Below are 17,422 nucleotides of genomic sequence, written 5' to 3' on the forward strand. Positions count from 1 at the left end.
GAGCTAACATAGGCCAAAAATACCACGCAATTATTCACCGTTACTTATGCGTGGCCACTTAAGTAGCACTTATACTGAGTGTGAGGCAGCACCGCTGCTACCGCTGTGATATGCCACGAAAAAGGCCCTGCTGTCGAGCAGGGCCTTTTTCGTGGCATATCACAGCGGTTGGGCCACATGCACGACCCAACCCCCGGAGCTATCTATTTTCTGGTTTCCGGCTTCTTTGCATCCAGCCCGGTAATCCAATCCCGTATGACTTCCTGGGCAACTGGTGAAAACACCGGTTTCATCTCGCCGTTCATCAGCACCCATTCCGTCTTAATGGGTTGAAACAGGTGGTTGACTCCGGGCAGGCGCTTGGCCGTCGTGTTACGGTTGACGCTTTTCAGTTCTTTCTCCAAGACGGTGAGGTGCAACTCGGCGGGGGCTTCCACATCGTCGGTACCGTTGAGCAACAGCACCGGGCAGCGCACCTGGTCAAGGTCGGCCACTGGGTCGAAGGCCAGGAAGTAGCGGCGCCAGGGCGTGAGGAGGGTAACGGCGGCGGCCTGGGCTTGCTCCGCGGTCAGGCCGGGCTGGTCCTGGCGCAGCATGTTGCTCACAATGGCTTTGGCCTGCGGCGGATTGGTTAGCCGGATGATGTCGTACATCGTGCGCTGCCGTTCATAGGCGGCTTGCACGGCCACTGGGTCTACTTTCTGGACCCGCTGCTGGGCCACATGTTGCTGCAGCAGCGTTTGCGCCCCCGTGAGGCCATAGCCGGCCAGCGATATCACGAAGGCGGGCGGCAGGGGCTGGCCAGCGGTCAGCAGGGCCACATTGGCTCCTTCGCCGTGCCCCACCACCCCAATCCGACCGATATTAACTTCCAGGCGAGAACGCAGAAAGTTCAGGCCGGCCTGCACATCCGTCACCAGCATTTCGGTGGTGGCCGTGGCCGTGCTGCCGCCCGATTGCCCCACGCCCCGGTCGTCGTAGCGCAGCACCGCCACGCCGCGCCGGGTGAGGTAGTCGGCCAGTGCGCCCAGCAGATGGTAGCCGCCGTCCATGGTGCCGTCGCGGTCGTGTGGGCCAAGGTCGCTCACGAGCAGCACGGCCGGAAACGGGCCTTTGCCCGGAGGCACGGTGAGGGTACCACTCAGGGTAAGCCGTGAGGTGGGGTTACTGAATACGACATCTTCTTCCCGGTAGGGTGGGGCCAGGCGCGTGCCGCCATTGCCCGTAGTGGGCATGGGTGAGTACTGCAGCCGCAACGCCGAATGCACGCCGGACTGCGTCCAGGTACCGGTCATTTCCCGTTTGGCGGCATCAAAGCGGGCCGCATAGCGGCTGCCGGCGGCCGGCATCCACAGCAGCACCGAATCGCCGTGGACGGTCACCTCCGTCACCATGCGGCTCACTTTCTGCGCGGGCACATCGAGGGCCGCAAAATAGCCGCCGCCCGACAGCGCTACCATGCTGATTGTTAAATCTAATTGCCCACCCAATACGGGCAGTTTCCCTTTCCACAATCCTCCCAATGGCAATGTTTCTGCGGCGGTGGTGCAAGGCGCGGCCCAGGCAGCCTTGGCGCCTGAGACACACAATAGCAACGCAGCCCAAATCAAGTGCCTTTTCATTGTCTAGTAACTGAAATCAACCTACGGAACCCGAAAGGTAACTGCGGCGAATGGTATATAGCGGATTGGTATAAGGACCGTTTGAAACCTAACTGTCGAGCCTTTGCACAAAGTAAGGTTTTATAGATGATATGTAGTACAATTATTTTATTTATTTGTGTTAAATAATTAAAGCAATAGCTTCACTAAGCATTAAACGATGTGCCGGACCCGCTGATTTTCAACAAAAAGCCCCGTACAGAAGACTGCACGGAGCTTTTTGTTGAAACAAGACAATGATTCAGCGAATCAATCCGCTACTTGGTGCGGACGGCAATTTCAACGCGGCGGTTTTCTTGCCGGCCGGTGGCAGTCGCGTTCGTTGCTACGGGCATGGTTTCACCCATGGGTTCTACGCTCACGCGGGCCGCATCAATTTTGCCGTTACTCACCAAGTAGTTTTTCACGGCCTCGGCGCGCTTTTCGCTGAGCTCCCGGTTGTAGCTTTTGTCGCCGCGCGAATCGGCAAAGCCCATCACGCGTACCTGGCTGGTGCCGTAGCGCTGGCCAATAGAGCCTGTGATTTGCTGCAGCGCCTCCGCGGCGCCGGGCTTAATTTCAGCCTTTTCGGTGTCAAACAGCACCCTTTCCTCTACGCTGTAAATGTTGTAGGTGCTGTCGCCGCGGACGATGACGCCGGAAGAAGTGATTTCACTGAACTTCACGTCGTTCAGCTTAGCCGTGGTCATGTCCCAGTTGTCATAGGCCATGGTGCTAGCCGAGCGGCTATCGCGGGCCATAACGGCCGTGTCCTGACCGGCTTCTGCCAGCTGGTCTTTGGTTTCAGAACGCTTGGTTTCGCAGCTAGTCAACAAGATGGTGACGGCGAGCAAAGAAAGAAGAGTAGTTTTCATAGGAAAAATGGTCAATTTGAAAGGTGATACCGAAACCCATTACGGATTCTGCTTAAAGTATGTTAATTTTTTTAGCAGCGTTTTTTTTAGTTCATCACCAGGCAGAAGCGCCTGCATCGGGTGGAATTGCTTACCCTGGCAATAAATTTGGCTTAAATCCGTCGCCGGGCCGTGAAAAAAAATCAACTAAACCAGATATAGACGCTCATCATTGACCGATAATGATATGAGAGTGAATCAGAATTTGTAAATTTGTCAGCCTACCATTCATTTATAATTATTTCGGCGATGATAAAACGCATACCTTTTCTCGCACTGTTTATTCTAATGCTATTCCCGGCATTAAGCCAGGCACAGGAAAACCGCATTACGGGTCGTATTGTAGATGCTAAAACCAAAGACCCCGTACCGTTTGCTTCTATTGGCTTGCGCGAAGAAGGCACGGGGGCGCTCACCAACGAATACGGTTATTTCCAGTTGGCCGGCCTGGAGAAAACCAGCCAGGACTCCCTTATCGTGATGACGCTGGGCTACGAGCGCAGCGCTATTTTCATCAAGCGCGGCAGCACCGAAGACCTGATTATTGAACTGAAAAAGCGGGAGATTAAACTGGGCGAAGTGGTAGTGAAGAGCGGCAAGGTGAAGAACCTGGAGCTGGGCTCGAACTCCAACAGTCCCGGCGAAGGCATGATTCAGGGCCTGCCCGGCAGCCAGTACGCCTTCTTCGTGAAGAACGAGAAGCAGAAAAAGCTGGGCAACGTGCGCACGGTGTCCTTCTACATCGGCGAGAACGGTTTCCCCCGCGAACCCTTCCGCGTCCGCATTTACAAGGCCGATGGCAACTACAACGCCCCCAACACCGACTTGCTCACCGAAAACGTGGTGGTATCGGCAGCACGCGGCGGCGATTGGTACACCATCGACCTGAGCACGTACAACATCGCGGCCCCCGAAGAGGGCTTCTTCGTGGCCATGGAGTGGATTGTGGGCGGCGACAAGTTCTACACCACCAACTTCATGGACAACTACACGCCCTACGGCCAGATTATGCGCCCCACTTTCGAGTTTAAGGAAAGCCGCACCTGGAGCTACACCATCGGCAAGGGCTGGAACCTGCTCACGCTGGCCAACAGCCAGGGCCGTCGCTACAACGCCATGATTAAGGCTGAAGTAGATATGATAAAGTAAGCACTAATTATCACGGATTAACCGTGATTTCGCGGACAGTAAAAAGGCCCTGACTTGAGAAAGTCAGGGCCTTTTTACTGTCCGGATGAAACAGTATCCGTGCTTACTTCTTGGTTTGGGCCACAATCCACTCGCGAATGGTTTCCTGGGCTTCGGGCGAGAAATTGGGCTGCTGCTGGCCGTTCACGATGGGCCACTTGGTGGGGTCGGGCTGAAAGAGGTGGTTGGCCCCGGATATCTTCTTCACGGTGACATTTTTATTCAGCTTCAGGCCCTTCGATAAGGCATTCAGGTTGGCCTCGGCGTTGATGGTGAGGTCGGACGTGCCGTTGAGCAGCAGCACCGGGCAATTGACGCCCGTGAGCTTTTCAATGGGATTGAAGGCCAGGAAATAGCGGTAGTGGGTCGACGTCATCTCCGATGCACTCGACTGAGCCGTGACGTTGTCGATGGCGGCGTTGTTCTGCTTCAGCATGTTGGCCACAATGGCCTGCGCCTGCGCATTATCAGTGGTCTGCCGAATGATTTCGAGCATGGCCATCTGACGCTTGGTGGCAGCTTCAATCTGGTTGTTTTCGGTGCCCAGCGTGCGCAGCGTGGTTGCCTGCTGCTGCACCACAATGTCGCGGCCCGGTAGGCCGTAGGCAGCCAGGGCCACCACAAAAGCTGGGGGCAGCGGTTGCGCAGCGGCCAGCAGGGCCACGTTGCCGCCCTCGCCGTGGCCAACCAGGCCCAGGTGCGAAAGGTCAATTTCGGGGCGGGTGCGCAGGTAGTTCAGGCCAGCCTGGGCATCACTCACCAAATCGGCGGTGGTGGTGGCGGGGGTACCGCCGGATTTGCCCACGCCCCGGTCGTCGAAACGTAATACGGCTACCCCGCGGCGGGTGAGGTAATCGGCCAGTAAGCCCAGGGTAGCAAAGTCGCCCACGGCACCGTCGCGGTCCTGCGGGCCACTGTCGCTGATAAGCACCACGGCCGGGAAGGGGCCCGCGCCGGCCGGTACGGTGAGCGTGCCGCTAAGGCGGGTATTCACCGTAAGGTTACTGAAGGTCGCTTCTTCCTCGCGGTACGGCGGGGTGAGGCGCACGTTTTTGGCCGTCATGGACTGTATGGGGCTGAAGTTGAGCACCAATGGCACCTTATAGCCGGGCGCTTGCCAGATACCGCTCATCTGCTTGCTATCGGCCGAGACGCGGCCCACGAAACGGGTAGCCGCTTCTTCGGCAAACAGGCGCACGGTGTCGCCTTTCACATCGGCTTTCACATTCATGCGGCTCACCTTTTGCAGCGGCACGTCAAGCACACTGAAATACTCGCCACCAGCCAGTTTTTGCAGTCGAAAAATAACTTCAAGCTGGCCCCCAGGCACTTTCAGCTGGCCTTTCCAAAGACCATCGAGGGTCGGCGCGGGCGTATTGGCCGCCGCCGAAACGGCGGGCTGCTGCCGCTGACCGGCCCACGCGGCACCGGGCAGCATGAGGCAAGCGACCATTCCACTAAGCAGAATAAAAGAACGAAACATGCTGATTTTTATACAGAATAAAGGATTCATGCGGCACCAATTTGCCCCAAAGTTATTCGGGAGACAGCAGGCCAACTGTAAAGTAGCAAAATAAATACCTTGCCAACATTAGACATACTGACAATTAAATAAAAAAACGCTTTCCTCAACAATCAAATCCCAGCTTCCGGCTATCGAAGTACAGGCGCAAACGAAACTTCGCTGTTGAGCTTACCAGTAAGTCTCAATGGCTGAGGCCAGAGTTGAGCCAGCGTTACGCTGCCCCTCATTAGCAGTAGTCGGGGCTGAGATGCAAAGTGCCAAGGAGACTCATTCGCTCACAAATACGCGCTTCACCCGCTCGCTCACGTTGGTAAGCAGCTCGTAGGCAATGGTGCCGATGCGGCTGGCCAGCTCGGGCAGCGGCAGGCCCTCGCCGAAAATGAGGGCCACATCGCCCGCCCGGGCCTGGGGAATATTTGTGACGTCGGCCATGCACATATCCATGCACACCGAGCCCACCAGCGGCGCCGCTTGCCCGTGAATGAGCACCGCGCCCGCGCCGTTGCCGAAGCGGCGGTCGTAGCCATCGGCGTAGCCAATGGCCAGGGTGGCAATGCGGCGCTCGCCGGTTGTGGCGGTGCCGCGGCGGCCGTAGCCCACGGTGTAGCCCGCGGGCAGGGTTTTTATTTGGGAGATGGTGGTACGCAGCTGGCTCACCGGCCGCAGGGCGGCGGGCGCAACGGTGTTGCTAGCATCTACTCCGTAGAGGCCGATGCCGAGGCGTACCATGTCGAACTGCGCGTCCGGGAAACGCAGGATGCCCGCCGAATTGAGGGCGTGCTTGAGCACAGAGTGCCCCAACGCCTCTTCCAGCGTTGCGGCCATGCGGCGGAAGGTCGCCAGCTGCTCCTGGGTAAAGTCGTCGTGGTCGGAATCATCGGCGGCGGCCAAGTGCGTCATGATACTGGCCACGGGCAAGTGGGCGGCGTGCTCCCGCAGCAGCTTGACCAAGGCGGGTAAGTCGGCTTCGTCGAAGCCGAGGCGACGCATGCCAGTGTCGAGCTTGAGGTGAATTCTGGGCGCGGGGAGAAACGGTTGGGTAGGTTGGGGAGCCTCAGTCGCATAGAATGTGGCCAAGTACTCGGCCAGCATTTCGAAGGAATAGATTTCAGGCTCGAGACGGTAGCGCCGCAGGGTGTCGAATGAGTCTGGAGCGGCGTTCATCACCATGATGGGCAGGCTGATGCCGGCTTCGCGCAGGGCCACGCCTTCGTCGGCGTAGGCCACGGCCAGGTAGTCGGCGCGCTGAAATTCGAGCAGGCCCGCTACTTCGTAGGAACCCGCGCCGTAGGCAAAGGCCTTCACCATCACCATGAGCTTGGTGCCGGGGCGCAGCTGGCGGCGGTAGTGCTGCAGGTTGTGGCTGAGGGCGTCGAGGTTGACTTCGAGCACGGTACCGTGCTGCTGCGCTTGCAGCGCGGCCACGATGCGCTCGAAACCAAAGCGGCGCGCACCTTTAATAAGTACGGTTTCGTGCGCGAAATCAGCGGAGCTGAGCTGCGCGAGAAAGGCTTCGGTGGTGGGGTAGGTTTGAATTAAAAATTGAGAATTAAAAATTAAGAGCGGGTTGGAAACAGTAGTCGAAGCGGCTGCATCGTCCTGTCCTTTTAATTCTTCATTTTTAATTTTTAATTGTGATAACTGCTCCGAAATCTCCTCCCCAATGCCCACCACCCGGCTCACTCCGGCAGCCGGCAGCAGCCCGGCCACGCGGGCGTACAAGTCGGCTGCGTTCAAACCCGATTCCAATACGTCGCTCAGAATCAGGGTGCGGCGGCCGGGGCGGCTCTGACGGGCCAGGGCATTGAGCGCCAGGGCTAAGCCGGCGAGGTCGTTATTATAAGTGTCGTCGAGTAGGTAGGAGCCGTGGCGGCCCAGCTTCATTTCGAGGCGCATGGCCACGGGATGCAGGCGGGCCAGCCGGCGCTGAATCTCGGCGGGCTCCACCTGCCGGTGCAGCAGCACGGCCAGGCAGTGCAGGGCATTTTCAACCGACGGCTCATCGGCGAAGGGCAGGGTAAACTCGGCAGTAAGGCCTGGGGCGAAGTAATCAGCGCGCAGACGTGTGTGGTCGCTGGGGCTGGGCTCGGCGGTGAATCGGATATCGGCTGGCTGCTCGGGCTGGCGCGTCCAGCTGAAGGCGGGGAGCTGCCTGGCTGCCACGGCGGCGCGCACCAGCGGCTGGTCGGCGCAATAGAATAGGCGCTGAAACTGCGAGCCAGCGAATAGCCGCAGCTTCTCCTGCAGCTTCTCTTCAGCCGAAGCAAAGCCGGCATCGTGAGCGGTGCCGAGGGTAGTGAAAATCCCCTCCGTGGGCTGGATAATGGCTGCCAACCGAGTCATCTCCCCTACCTCCGAAATGCCGGCCTCAAAAATTCCCAGCGTATGGCGGGCCGGGTTCAGCTCCCACACGCTGAGCGGCACGCCCACCTGCGAGTTGTAGGAACGGGGCGAGCGGCAGATGTCCTCATCAGCACTGAGCAGCTGGGCCAGCCACTCTTTCACGATGGTTTTGCCGTTGGAACCGGTGATGCCGATGACCGGGCCGGTGAACCCAGCGCGGTGAGCGGCGGCCAGCGTTTGCAGCGCAGCCAGGGGGCTGGCTACCGCTAGTAGACCGGCTTCGGGGTAAGCCGCCAGGCCGCCGGGCAACGCAACGCCTTCTTCAATGATGAATAGCCGCACGCCTTGGGCGTAGAGGTCGGGCAGGTAGCGGTGGCCGTCGTGGCTGGGGCCGCGCAGGGCGAAGAATACGGCCCCGGCGGGCAGGCCCACCCGGCGGCTGTCCAGCAGCAGGTGGCGGACTTCAGCTGCCGCATCGGCGGGGGCTTGCAGCAGGTGGCCGGCCAGCAGGGCCGGGAGGGCGGGGAAAAGATGAAATGGCATGGCGGAACAAAGGTCCGGCAAAAACCGGCCGTTTGCCGTGTTTCCTGCCACCGGGTCGAGACAGCCTGAGAAGAACACGAAAAAGCCGTTTCGATTGCTCGAAACGGCTTTTTCGTGTTCTTCAAATTCTATAATTACACCGCCAGCGAAGGCTCGGGCGAGTGCTGGGTGGGCATCTCAACTTCCACGCCCAAGCCTCTGGCCACGGCCATACCCAGGCGGATATCGGCGCGGAACCAGTGGCACAGCTGACGCTGCGTGATGAGGTCTTTCTTCGGGCCGCCGATGCCCGACATGGCTCCTACGATGTTGGTGACAAGGTCTTTTTGAGCCGCAGGCGTCATCAGGCGGAACAGGTTGCCGGGCTGCGTGTAGTGGTCGTCGTTGCCGGGGCCTTCGTTGCGGTCGTAGCGGGCGGCAAAGCCGTCGAGCTGCTGAGCGGGCTCGCCCTGGGTTTTGTCCTCCACCGGGCCGTCGAACGAGTTGGGGAAGTAGTTCGGGCCGGCGCCGCCGTTGTTGCCGAGGGCCATCTGGCCGTCGCGCTGGTAGTTTGAGAAGCCAAAGGGGCAGGCGTTTACGGGCAGGTGCTCGTAGTTCGCGCCGAGGCGGTAGCGCTGGGCATCGGGGTAGCTCAGAATGCGGCCCTGCAGCATTTTATCGGGCGAGTAGCCGATGCCGTCCACCACGTGAGCGGGGGCGAAAGCGGCCTGCTCCACGTGGGCGTGGTAGTTCTCGGGGATGGCGTTCAGCTCCATCACGCCCACTTCCTGCATCGGAAATTCGGCGTGGGGCCACACCTTGGTCAGGTCGAAGGGGTTCCAGCGGAAGTCGCGGGCCTGCTCCTCGGTCATGGTCTGGATGAACATGGTCCACTTCGGGAAATTCCCGTTGTCGATGGCATCGATGAGGTCGTGCTGCGCAAAATCAGCATCCTCGGCCTTCATGTTCTTGGCATCGGCATCGGTGAAGTTTTTGATGCCCTGCTGGGTGATAAAGTGGAATTTAACCCATGTCCGCTCGTTGGCGGCGTTAATCAGCGAGAAGGTGTGCGAGCCGAAGCCGTGCATGTGGCGATAGCCGTAGGGCGTGCCGCGGTCGCTCATCAGGATGGTGACCTGGTGCAAGCTCTCGGGGTTCAGGCTCCAATAGTCCCACATCATGGTGGGCGATTTCATGTTGCTGCGCGCCTCGCGCTTTTGGGTGTGGATGAAGTCCATAAACTTCAGCGGGTCTTTCACGAAGAACACCGGCGTGTTGTTGCCCACCAGGTCCCAGTTGCCGTCCTCGGTGTAGAATTTCATGGAGAAACCGCGGGGGTCACGCTCGGTATCGGCCGAGCCTTTCTCGCCGCCCACGGTGCTGAAACGGGTAAACATCTTGCACTCGTTGCCCACCTTGCCGAACAGCTTGGCGCGGGTGAGGTGGGTGATGTCGTGCGTCACGGTGAACTTGCCGTAGGCGCCGCTGCCCTTGGCGTGCACCACCCGCTCCGGAATGCGCTCGCGGTTGAAATGGGCCGACTTCTCGTGGAAGAAGTAGTCCTGCAACAGCAGCGGGCCACGCTCGCCGGCCGACTGTGTATTCTGATTATCGAAGATGGGGCGACCCGCAGCGGTGGTCAACTTCTTCGGTTGGGTTGATTCTTCCATGATAATAAATTCAGGACTTTGGATTGATGAAAAGCAATGAGGAAAGGGTTTCGCAGGAGGACATGACAAATTTACGAATCGGCTATTTATAATCAAAATCTATTTTGTCAATGAATTTATAATCTGTGCTTATATTTGACCTATGAACCTGCAACAACTCACCTACTTGGTAGCCCTGGATACGCACCGCCAGTTTGGCCTGGCCGCCGACAAATGCCACGTGAGCCAGCCGGCGCTCAGCGTACAGGTACAAAAGCTGGAGGAAGAACTGGGCGTCCTGCTCTTCGACCGCACCCAGCGCGGGGCCGAGCCCACTGAGATAGGCACCAAAGTCATTGCCCGGGCCCGGCTGGTGCTACGCGAAGCCCAACAGCTGCGCGAGCTGGTGCAGGCCGAAAAGGGCGAAGTAGTGGGCGAGCTGCGCCTGGGCGTAATCCCCACCTTGGCCCCCTACCTGGTGCCGCGCTTTCTGGTGAGCCTTACCGCGGCTTACCCCAACCTGCGGGTACACATCGAGGAGCTGCGCTCGGAAGAAATTATGCAGCAGCTCAAAGACCACCGCCTCGACGTGGGCCTGCTGGTGACGCCGTTGGATGACCGGCAGCTGCACGAGCTGCCCCTGCTCGATGAGCCGTTTCTGGTGCTGGCTTCGGCCAACCACCCGCTGGCGGCGCAGGCCACCGTGCAGCCCGCCGACCTGCAAGCCCCCGGCCTGTGGCTGATGCAGCAAGGCCATTGCTTTCGCAACCAAGTGGTTAACCTGTGCGGCTCGGCGTCCCCTACCGGAGCTGTTACCTACGAAAGCGGCTCGATTGAGACGCTAAAGCAGCTGGTGCGCCGGCAAAGCGGCTATACGCTGGTACCCGAATTGGCCGTGCTCGATGAAGTGGATAATAACCCGTTGCTCAAGCGCTTTGAGGCCCCGGCCCCAGTGCGGGAAGTGAGCTTGGTGGTTCACCACGGCTTTGTGCGGACCACCCTGCTGACAGCTTTACGCGATTTGATTCTGGCCAGTGTGCCGGCGCGGCTGCACGCGGGCAAAGCCGGCGACAAAGTGCGCTGGCGCTAAAAGCCGGCCACTGGGGTTAGCAAGCTCACCAAACCAAAATCAGCCATTTTCTGCTGGTAGCTGATTGGGATGCGCCCAAAATCTTGTTGAATACGAAGGCAATAAGCCCAAAATTAGAATTACTGCGTATTTGTGAAACCTTTCGCGCGGCGGCAGTCTGCTCAGGCCGAAAACAACCTGCCACCCTTCTGCATTAGCAGCGCTGTTCGTTGGTGCCCTCATCCTTCGCCCAATCTGCTGCCACTTTCACACGCGCTTATCACAATGGCAAAGCGCGCGCCTTCCCTCCTTCCTTCCTTTCCAGTATTACTTATGTCACTCTTCGCCCTGCGACTGCTGCCCTTGTGGCTGCTCTTGGTTGGGTTGGCGTGTCCGGTTCAGGCCCAAAACGCTAGCACCGATAGCCTGCGCCGGTTGCTGGCCCGGGCGCCGTCGGACACTAGCCGAGTGCTGTTGTTACTGAAACTGGGGTACACCTACCGGGCTTCGCAGCCCGACTCGACCATGCACCTGGCCCAGCAGGCCTGGCAGCTGGCGCAACAGGTCGGGTTCGACAAAGGCCGGGGCCGGGCCCAAAGCATGATAGGAGCCGCTTTGCGCGAACAAGGCGAATTGCCGAAAGCCTTTGCCAACCAACTTATCGCCTTAAATATCAGCCAACGCAGCAAGGACCTGGAAGGCGAGGCCAACAGCCATAATGCCTTGGGCAACATCAGCTTCGACCTGCGGCAGTACCGGCAGGCCATCTACCATTACTCGCAGTCTCGGGCCCTTTTTACCCGCCTCAACATGCCCCCTTGGCTGGCCGGCTCCGCCACCAATATTGGCAGCTGCTACGAAAAGTTGGGCGTGCTGGACTCGGCGCTACTGCGGCAGCAAGAGGCCGAAAAGCTTATTACCGAGCACCCGCGCCCGCGCCTGGCGGCGGCACTGGCCCTGCGCAACATGGGCGTGGTGCAGGCCCGCCTGGGCCACCTCGCCGAGGCTATGCGCTACTACCGCCGCGCCCTGCGCGAAACCTACGCCAACAACGACCTGCGCAACCGGGCAATGACGCACTACCACCTGGCTATGCTATACCAGCGCCTGCGCCAGCCCGACTCCAGCCTGGTGCACGCGCGACTGGCCGTGCACGCCGCCCAAAAAGTATCGTTCCGCCTCACGATGATGGAGGCCAGCAGCTTGCTGGTACGCCTTTACCAGGCGCGCCGCAACGTGGACAGCGCTTTTTATTACCAGGCCTTGTACATCGCGGCCCACGACCGGTTGTTTGGGCCCGAGAAGTTTAAGCAGCTGCAGCTGTTGTCCTTTAATGAGCAGCAGCGGCAGGTGCGGCAGCGCGAGACCGGCGAAAGGCAAACGGCGCGCTATCAACGCGCAGCGCTGCTGATTGGCTTGGTTTTTTTGTTATTGATGGCGCTGCTGTTCTGGCGCTCCAGCCAGCAGCAGCGCCGGGCCAATGCCCAGCTGAACGAACGCAATAGCCACATCAAAGCCCAGCGCAACGACCTGAGCAAGGCCCTGGAGGAACTACGTGCAACTCAGACCCAGCTGGTAGCCGCCGAGAAGTGGGCATTTGTAGGCGAATTGTCGGCCGGCATCGCCCACGAGCTCCAAAACCCCTTGGCCTTCATGCAGAACTTCGCCAACGTGAGCGTGGCCCTGCTCGACCCCGACCCCAAGCAGATGTCACGTAATCGCGCCCCGGGCCTGGAGCAGGAAATACTGGTGGGCCTGCGCCAAAACCTGCGCGAAATCAGCCAGCACGGACAGCGCGCCTCGGCCATCATTGCCGATATGCTGGTCCATGCCCGCACCGGCACCAGCCAGCAAGAGCTGGTTGACCTCAACGCCTTGGTAGAAGAAAACCTGCGCCTGGCTTACTACGGCTCGCCCGTGCTGGACGGCACCCCGGCCATTGAGCTGCACACCGATTTCGGCACTGATATGGAGATGGTGCCCGTGGTTCCCAGCGAGCTGGGCCGAGCCTTGCTCAATCTGTTTGCCAACGCGCTGTATGCCGTGCGCTGCCGCCAGCAGCAGGGCGAAACCGGCTACCAGCCGCTGGTGAGCGTGAGCACCCGGCGCGTGGGCACGGAAGTAGAAATCCGGGTGCACGACAATGGCACCGGCATGTCGGAGGCGGTGGCAGCCCAGGTTTTTCAGCCATTTTTCACCACCAAGCCGGTGGGCGAGGGCACCGGGCTGGGCCTTTCGCTCTCGCACGACATCGTGGTGAAGGGCCACCGTGGTACCTTGAGCGTCGAATCGCGGGAGGGGGCGTTCACCGAGTTCACGGTGCGCGTGCCGGCCTGACGGTTCTGCCCGTTGCTTGCCCCACCCGCCCGCATGAAATTTCTCCGCGTCTTTTTCGGCCTGAGCCTGGCCCTGCTGCTGACAACCTGCGCCCGCCGCCCCACTAAGCTGCCAATTTATGATGTGGTAATCAACCACGTAACCTTGGTGGATGTGCTCACCGGGCAGCTGACGTCCAACCAGGTAGTAGCCATTTCGCGGGGCAAAATTGTGGAAGTGCAGCCCGCCGACAAGGACAGCTACGCCGCCAGGCAGTACGTGAACGGCAACGGCCGCTACCTCATCCCGGGCCTGTGGGACATGCACGTGCACTTTCGGGGCGGCGACAGCCTGGGGGCGGCCAATAAGAAAACCCTGACGCTGTTTCTGGCCCACGGCATCACGACGGTACGCGACGCGGGCGGCGACCTCACCCCCAGCATCTACCAGTGGCGGCAGGACATGGACGCAGGCGTGCTGGCCGGCCCGCGCATCTTTACTTCCGGCCCCAAGATTGACGGCCCCAAGGCCTATTGGCCCGGCTCGCTGGAAGTAGAAACGCCAGCTCAGATTCGCCGGGCGCTCGACTCGCTGCAACGGCTGAAAGTGGACTACGTGAAGATTTACGACAGCAAGATTTCGGGCGCGGCCTACCTCGAAACCATCCGGCTGGCCCAACGGCGCGGCCTGAAAACCACCGGCCACATGCCCTACTCCGTGACGCTGGGCGAGGCCGTGAAGCGCGGCCTCGACGCCACCGAGCACCTGTATTACGTGTTTAAGGCCTGCTCAGGCCGGGAGGACAGCCTAACGGCGCTGGTGCGCAACAGCCTGAATACGCCCAAGCCGCTGGGCCTGTTTCCCATGCTGCCCGCCGTGTATGACACGTACAGCCCGGCTGCCGCCGCCCGCATTTTCGCGCTCATGGCCAAGCACCATACGGCCGCCGTGCCCACGCTCTACATTCAGAAAACCCTGGCCGAACTGCCTGAAAACGACCACATCCAAGATTCTCTGCGCGCTTACATTGACCCCAAAATCCAAGCTACCTACCAGCGGCGGCTGGCCAGCGCCATGCAGCAGCCACTGGCCGCCCGCAATTTTAGCAAGAAGCTTAACGCCAAATTCATGAGCCTGGTACCGCAGATGCAGGCCGCTGGTGTTCCCATCCTGGCTGGCTCCGATAGTGGGCCGTTCAACTCCTTTATTTACCCCGGAGCTTCGCTGCAGGAAGAGTTGGTGCTGCTGGTGCAGGCCGGCCTCACCCCGCTGCAAGCCCTGCAGGCAGCTACTATCAACGGGGCCCGCTTCATGGGCGTAGCCGAGCGCACGGTCGCAATCGCCCCTGGCAGGGATGCTGATTTGGTGCTGCTGACCGGCAACCCCTTGGAGAACATCGCCAACATCAGGAAGATTGATGCAGTGATATCGCGGGGCAAGGCCTACCCGGCCGCGACGCTGACCAACATGATGCGCGCAATCAAAAACCGCTAACCCGGCACCTGGTCACGCAACCAGAGCGGTTCCTGGCATAGCTCCTACAAGCCACTGAATTTTCGATAAAGTCATGCGTTGGTCACGTAAGGGCAAGCCCCTGCGTGACTTTTCTTATATTTATTTGTCGCTCACTCAGCTATTTATTAACAGTATAATGTCGTGTTTCAGTAATATAATGTCGTACTTACATTTCGTACTAAACCTATTGGAAGTACCGTTCCCCTTTTCTGGTGTCTGAGGCCATTTTTGCTTCGGTTGCAGCAATGGTCAGGCGCAACAAAGCATACCCAACTGCTGCACAACCGAATAAATGATTTTGAATGTTTTTAATAGAAGCATCGAGCAGTCTATTTTGACATGTCAAAACATTTATTTAATGTTACATGTCTGAATGCTTCACAAACACCTCACCCTTTAACCTTTTGAGACCAATGTTACACCCTCTTTTCAACCTTGTAGTCATTCCGGTTGATGACCCGATTGCCTTCACGTTCTTTGTTGGCTACATGGCCATGCTGGCCGCGTCTGTTTTCTTCTTCCTCGAAAGGGGTAGTGTGGAGGGCAAGTGGAAACTCTCGCTTCTGGTGTCGGGATTGATTACCGGTATCGCGGCCATCCACTACTACTACATGCGCGACTACTACCTGACAACGGGCAAAACCCCCACCGCCCTGCGCTACATCGACTGGACGCTGACCGTGCCGCTGATGTGCGTAGAATTCTACCTGCTAACCAAAGCAGCCGGAGCCAAAATAAGCCTGTTGTGGAAACTCATTGCGGCCTCGTTACTCATGCTCGTAGCTGGCTACATCGGCGAAGCCTTCAACCCAGTGGGCGGCTCCACGAGCCACTCGGTGCTGTGGGGCACTATTTCCACGGTGGGCTACGTCTACATTGTCTACACCGCCTGGTTCGGTGAGGTGGCGCAGCTGGCCAACAGCACCGGCGATGCCATCGTCATCAAAGGCATTCGGGCCCTTGGCTGGTTCGTACTGGTGGGCTGGGCCGTTTACCCCGTCGGTTACATGTGCATGGAAGGCGGCTGGCTGAACACCGGCTTGGGCTGGAAGGCTTCCAGCGTCGACTTGTTCTACAACGTTGCCGATGCCATCAACAAAATCGGCTTTGGCCTGGTAATCTACGGCATTGCCGTAGCCGGCAAAAGTGCCGCGGCCGTGAACGAAACCATGCCCACGGCACCCACCGGTGCCCGGGTATCGGCCTAACGGCTTAGCAAACCCGACTTCGGACGGGTAGTGCTTTCTTGCCAAATACAACTCATTCCCGCCCTCCATCAGCGCTTTGCGGGGGGCGGGAATGAGCGTTATTGGCCTTTTTGCTTGCTGATTTTTCAACAAGGTTATGCGCCTGGGGAAGTCCCCACCAAAACGTATGTTGACGCTCCCTTCTCTTCTTCCTGCTGTCCGGAGCCGGGCGGCCGCACCCCTGCGTTACTCCTACGCGGCGGTGTTGGTAGCCGTGGCCGTGGGCTTGGTGGCACCGGCCGCGGCCAACTGGCTGCTGGGGCCGGTGCTGCTGGTGGGCATGGTGCTGCTGGGCGTAGCCCACGGGGCCTGCGACCAGTTTGTGGTACCGGCCATCCACCCGGCTCTGGCGGGCAGCCGGGGGCGGTACTGGGCCGGTTTTTTGGGCGGCTACCTGGGGCTGGCAGCGGCGGTGGGCCTATTGTGGTGGTGGCAGCCGGGGGTGGCCGTGGCCGGGTTCTTTGGGCTCACGGCCTGGCACTGGGGCTCAGCCGATGCCCCGCTGGCGCGGCACCGCGTGCAGTGGGTGGCGCACAGCCTCCTGCGGGGCGGGTTGATATTTGCCGTGCCGCTCTGGCACCGGCCCATCGAAACGCAAAGCACCGTGAACGGTCTGCTCACGCTGGCTGGGGCCGCTCCGGTAGGGGCGGCGGCCATGGCCGAGGCCACGGCGGTGCTGGTGCCGGTGGTGGTGTTAGGACACTTGCTGCTGTGGGGCAGCTACTTATGGCAGCAGCAGGGCCACCTGGCCCGCACCGATGCGCTGGAAGTGCTGCTGCTCAGCGTGCTGCTGGTGGTGCTGTCGCCGATACTCTCGGGTACTGTATACTTCGTGTGCTGGCATAGCCTCCAGCACGTGCTGCGCATGAATCAACTGATGGACCGCGGACCAGGTACCCAACGACCAGGCCTGGGGGCCGAGCTGCGCTTCTTTCTGCGCCGTTCGGCTCCGCTGCTGCTCATCAGCGTGGCAGGGTTGGCGGTGTTGTTCGGCCTGGCCTGGGCGCGGGCGGCCAGCGGTCCCGTGCTCGTGAGCCTGACGCTGCTGGCTGCTTCGGTGGTGACGCTGCCCCACGCCCTGCTCGTGACCCTGGGCATGGACGCCGCCCGCTGGCGACGCAAGAGCCAGGCCGGGGCCTGAGAAGCTGTTCCGAGCGAGCAGTCAACAGTTGATTTTGAAAGAGGCCGGAACCGGAGGGTTCCGGCCTCTCTTGCTTGCTGATGTTACACAATTGGCGCTGGCGCGCTTCTCTGGCGCGCTTCTCTGGCGCGCTTCTCTGGCGCGCTTCTCTGGCGCGCTTCTCTGGCGCGCTTCTCTGGCGCGCTTCTCTGACGCGCTTCTCTGACGCGCTTCTCTGACGCGCTTCTCTGACGCGCTTCTCTGACGCGCTTCTCTGACGCGCTTCTCTGACGCGCTTCTCTGACGCGCTTCTCTGACGCGCTTCTCTGACGCGCTGCCGCTTGGTTTCGCGTCTCTGACGCGGAGGCAAACGA

At 59.9% G+C, this 17,422-nt stretch carries 11 protein-coding genes; 6 read left to right on the forward strand and 5 right to left on the reverse strand.

Going from position 1 to position 17,422, the window contains the following annotated elements:
* Window positions 1-203: 203 nt before the first annotated feature.
* The gene (locus IEW17_RS14985; protein ID WP_188562871.1) at window positions 204-1,460 is read right to left on the reverse strand and encodes an alpha/beta hydrolase family protein; all 1,257 of its coding nucleotides are present in this window, start codon (window positions 1,458-1,460) and stop codon (window positions 204-206) included.
* Window positions 1,461-1,918: 458 nt separating this feature from the next.
* A complete protein-coding gene (locus tag IEW17_RS14990) occupies window positions 1,919-2,515 on the reverse strand; it encodes an OmpA family protein (protein ID WP_188562872.1) in 597 nt (198 codons plus the stop codon).
* Window positions 2,516-2,842: 327 nt separating this feature from the next.
* Here IEW17_RS14990 and IEW17_RS14995 point away from each other — a divergent pair, with 327 nt between their 5' ends.
* Complete coding sequence (locus IEW17_RS14995; RefSeq protein ID WP_229749029.1) at window positions 2,843-3,703, forward strand: carboxypeptidase-like regulatory domain-containing protein; 861 nt, start codon at window positions 2,843-2,845, stop codon at window positions 3,701-3,703.
* Between the two features lie 103 nt (window positions 3,704-3,806).
* On the opposite strand, the gene IEW17_RS15000 is transcribed toward IEW17_RS14995, so the two are convergent.
* The 3 genes from IEW17_RS15000 to IEW17_RS15010 form a co-directional block, all read right to left on the reverse strand.
* On the reverse strand, window positions 3,807-5,195 hold the full coding sequence (locus IEW17_RS15000; RefSeq protein ID WP_188562874.1) for an alpha/beta hydrolase family protein: 1,389 nt from the start codon (window positions 5,193-5,195) through the stop codon (window positions 3,807-3,809).
* 339 nt (window positions 5,196-5,534) lie between these two features.
* Window positions 5,535-8,153, reverse strand: coding sequence for a bifunctional UDP-N-acetylmuramoyl-tripeptide:D-alanyl-D-alanine ligase/alanine racemase (locus IEW17_RS15005; protein WP_188562875.1), 2,619 nt, complete (start codon window positions 8,151-8,153; stop codon window positions 5,535-5,537).
* Window positions 8,154-8,287: 134 nt separating this feature from the next.
* The gene (locus tag IEW17_RS15010) at window positions 8,288-9,802 is read right to left on the reverse strand and encodes a catalase (protein ID WP_188562876.1); all 1,515 of its coding nucleotides are present in this window, start codon (window positions 9,800-9,802) and stop codon (window positions 8,288-8,290) included.
* 142 nt (window positions 9,803-9,944) lie between these two features.
* Here IEW17_RS15010 and IEW17_RS15015 point away from each other — a divergent pair, with 142 nt between their 5' ends.
* The 5 genes from IEW17_RS15015 (at window position 9,945) to IEW17_RS15035 (ending at window position 17,069) form a co-directional block, all read left to right on the forward strand.
* Window positions 9,945-10,871: a hydrogen peroxide-inducible genes activator gene (locus IEW17_RS15015; RefSeq protein ID WP_188562877.1), complete on the forward strand. Its 927-nt coding sequence runs from the start codon at window positions 9,945-9,947 to the stop codon at window positions 10,869-10,871.
* Window positions 10,872-11,183: 312 nt separating this feature from the next.
* Window positions 11,184-13,187: a tetratricopeptide repeat-containing sensor histidine kinase gene (locus tag IEW17_RS15020; RefSeq protein ID WP_188562878.1), complete on the forward strand. Its 2,004-nt coding sequence runs from the start codon at window positions 11,184-11,186 to the stop codon at window positions 13,185-13,187.
* 33 nt (window positions 13,188-13,220) lie between these two features.
* Entirely contained in the window at window positions 13,221-14,660 is a 1,440-nt protein-coding gene (locus tag IEW17_RS15025; RefSeq protein ID WP_188562879.1) for an amidohydrolase family protein, read from the forward strand.
* A 434-nt stretch (window positions 14,661-15,094) separates the two neighbouring features.
* Window positions 15,095-15,889, forward strand: a complete 795-nt coding sequence (locus IEW17_RS15030) for a bacteriorhodopsin (RefSeq protein ID WP_188562880.1) — start codon at window positions 15,095-15,097, stop codon at window positions 15,887-15,889.
* Window positions 15,890-16,055: 166 nt separating this feature from the next.
* Window positions 16,056-17,069: a Brp/Blh family beta-carotene 15,15'-dioxygenase gene (locus IEW17_RS15035; protein ID WP_188562881.1), complete on the forward strand. Its 1,014-nt coding sequence runs from the start codon at window positions 16,056-16,058 to the stop codon at window positions 17,067-17,069.
* The last annotated feature ends 353 nt before the right edge of the window (window positions 17,070-17,422 follow it).

Origin of the sequence: Hymenobacter frigidus (assembly GCF_014640435.1) — a bacterium.
Lineage (GTDB): Bacteria > Bacteroidota > Bacteroidia > Cytophagales > Hymenobacteraceae > Hymenobacter > Hymenobacter frigidus.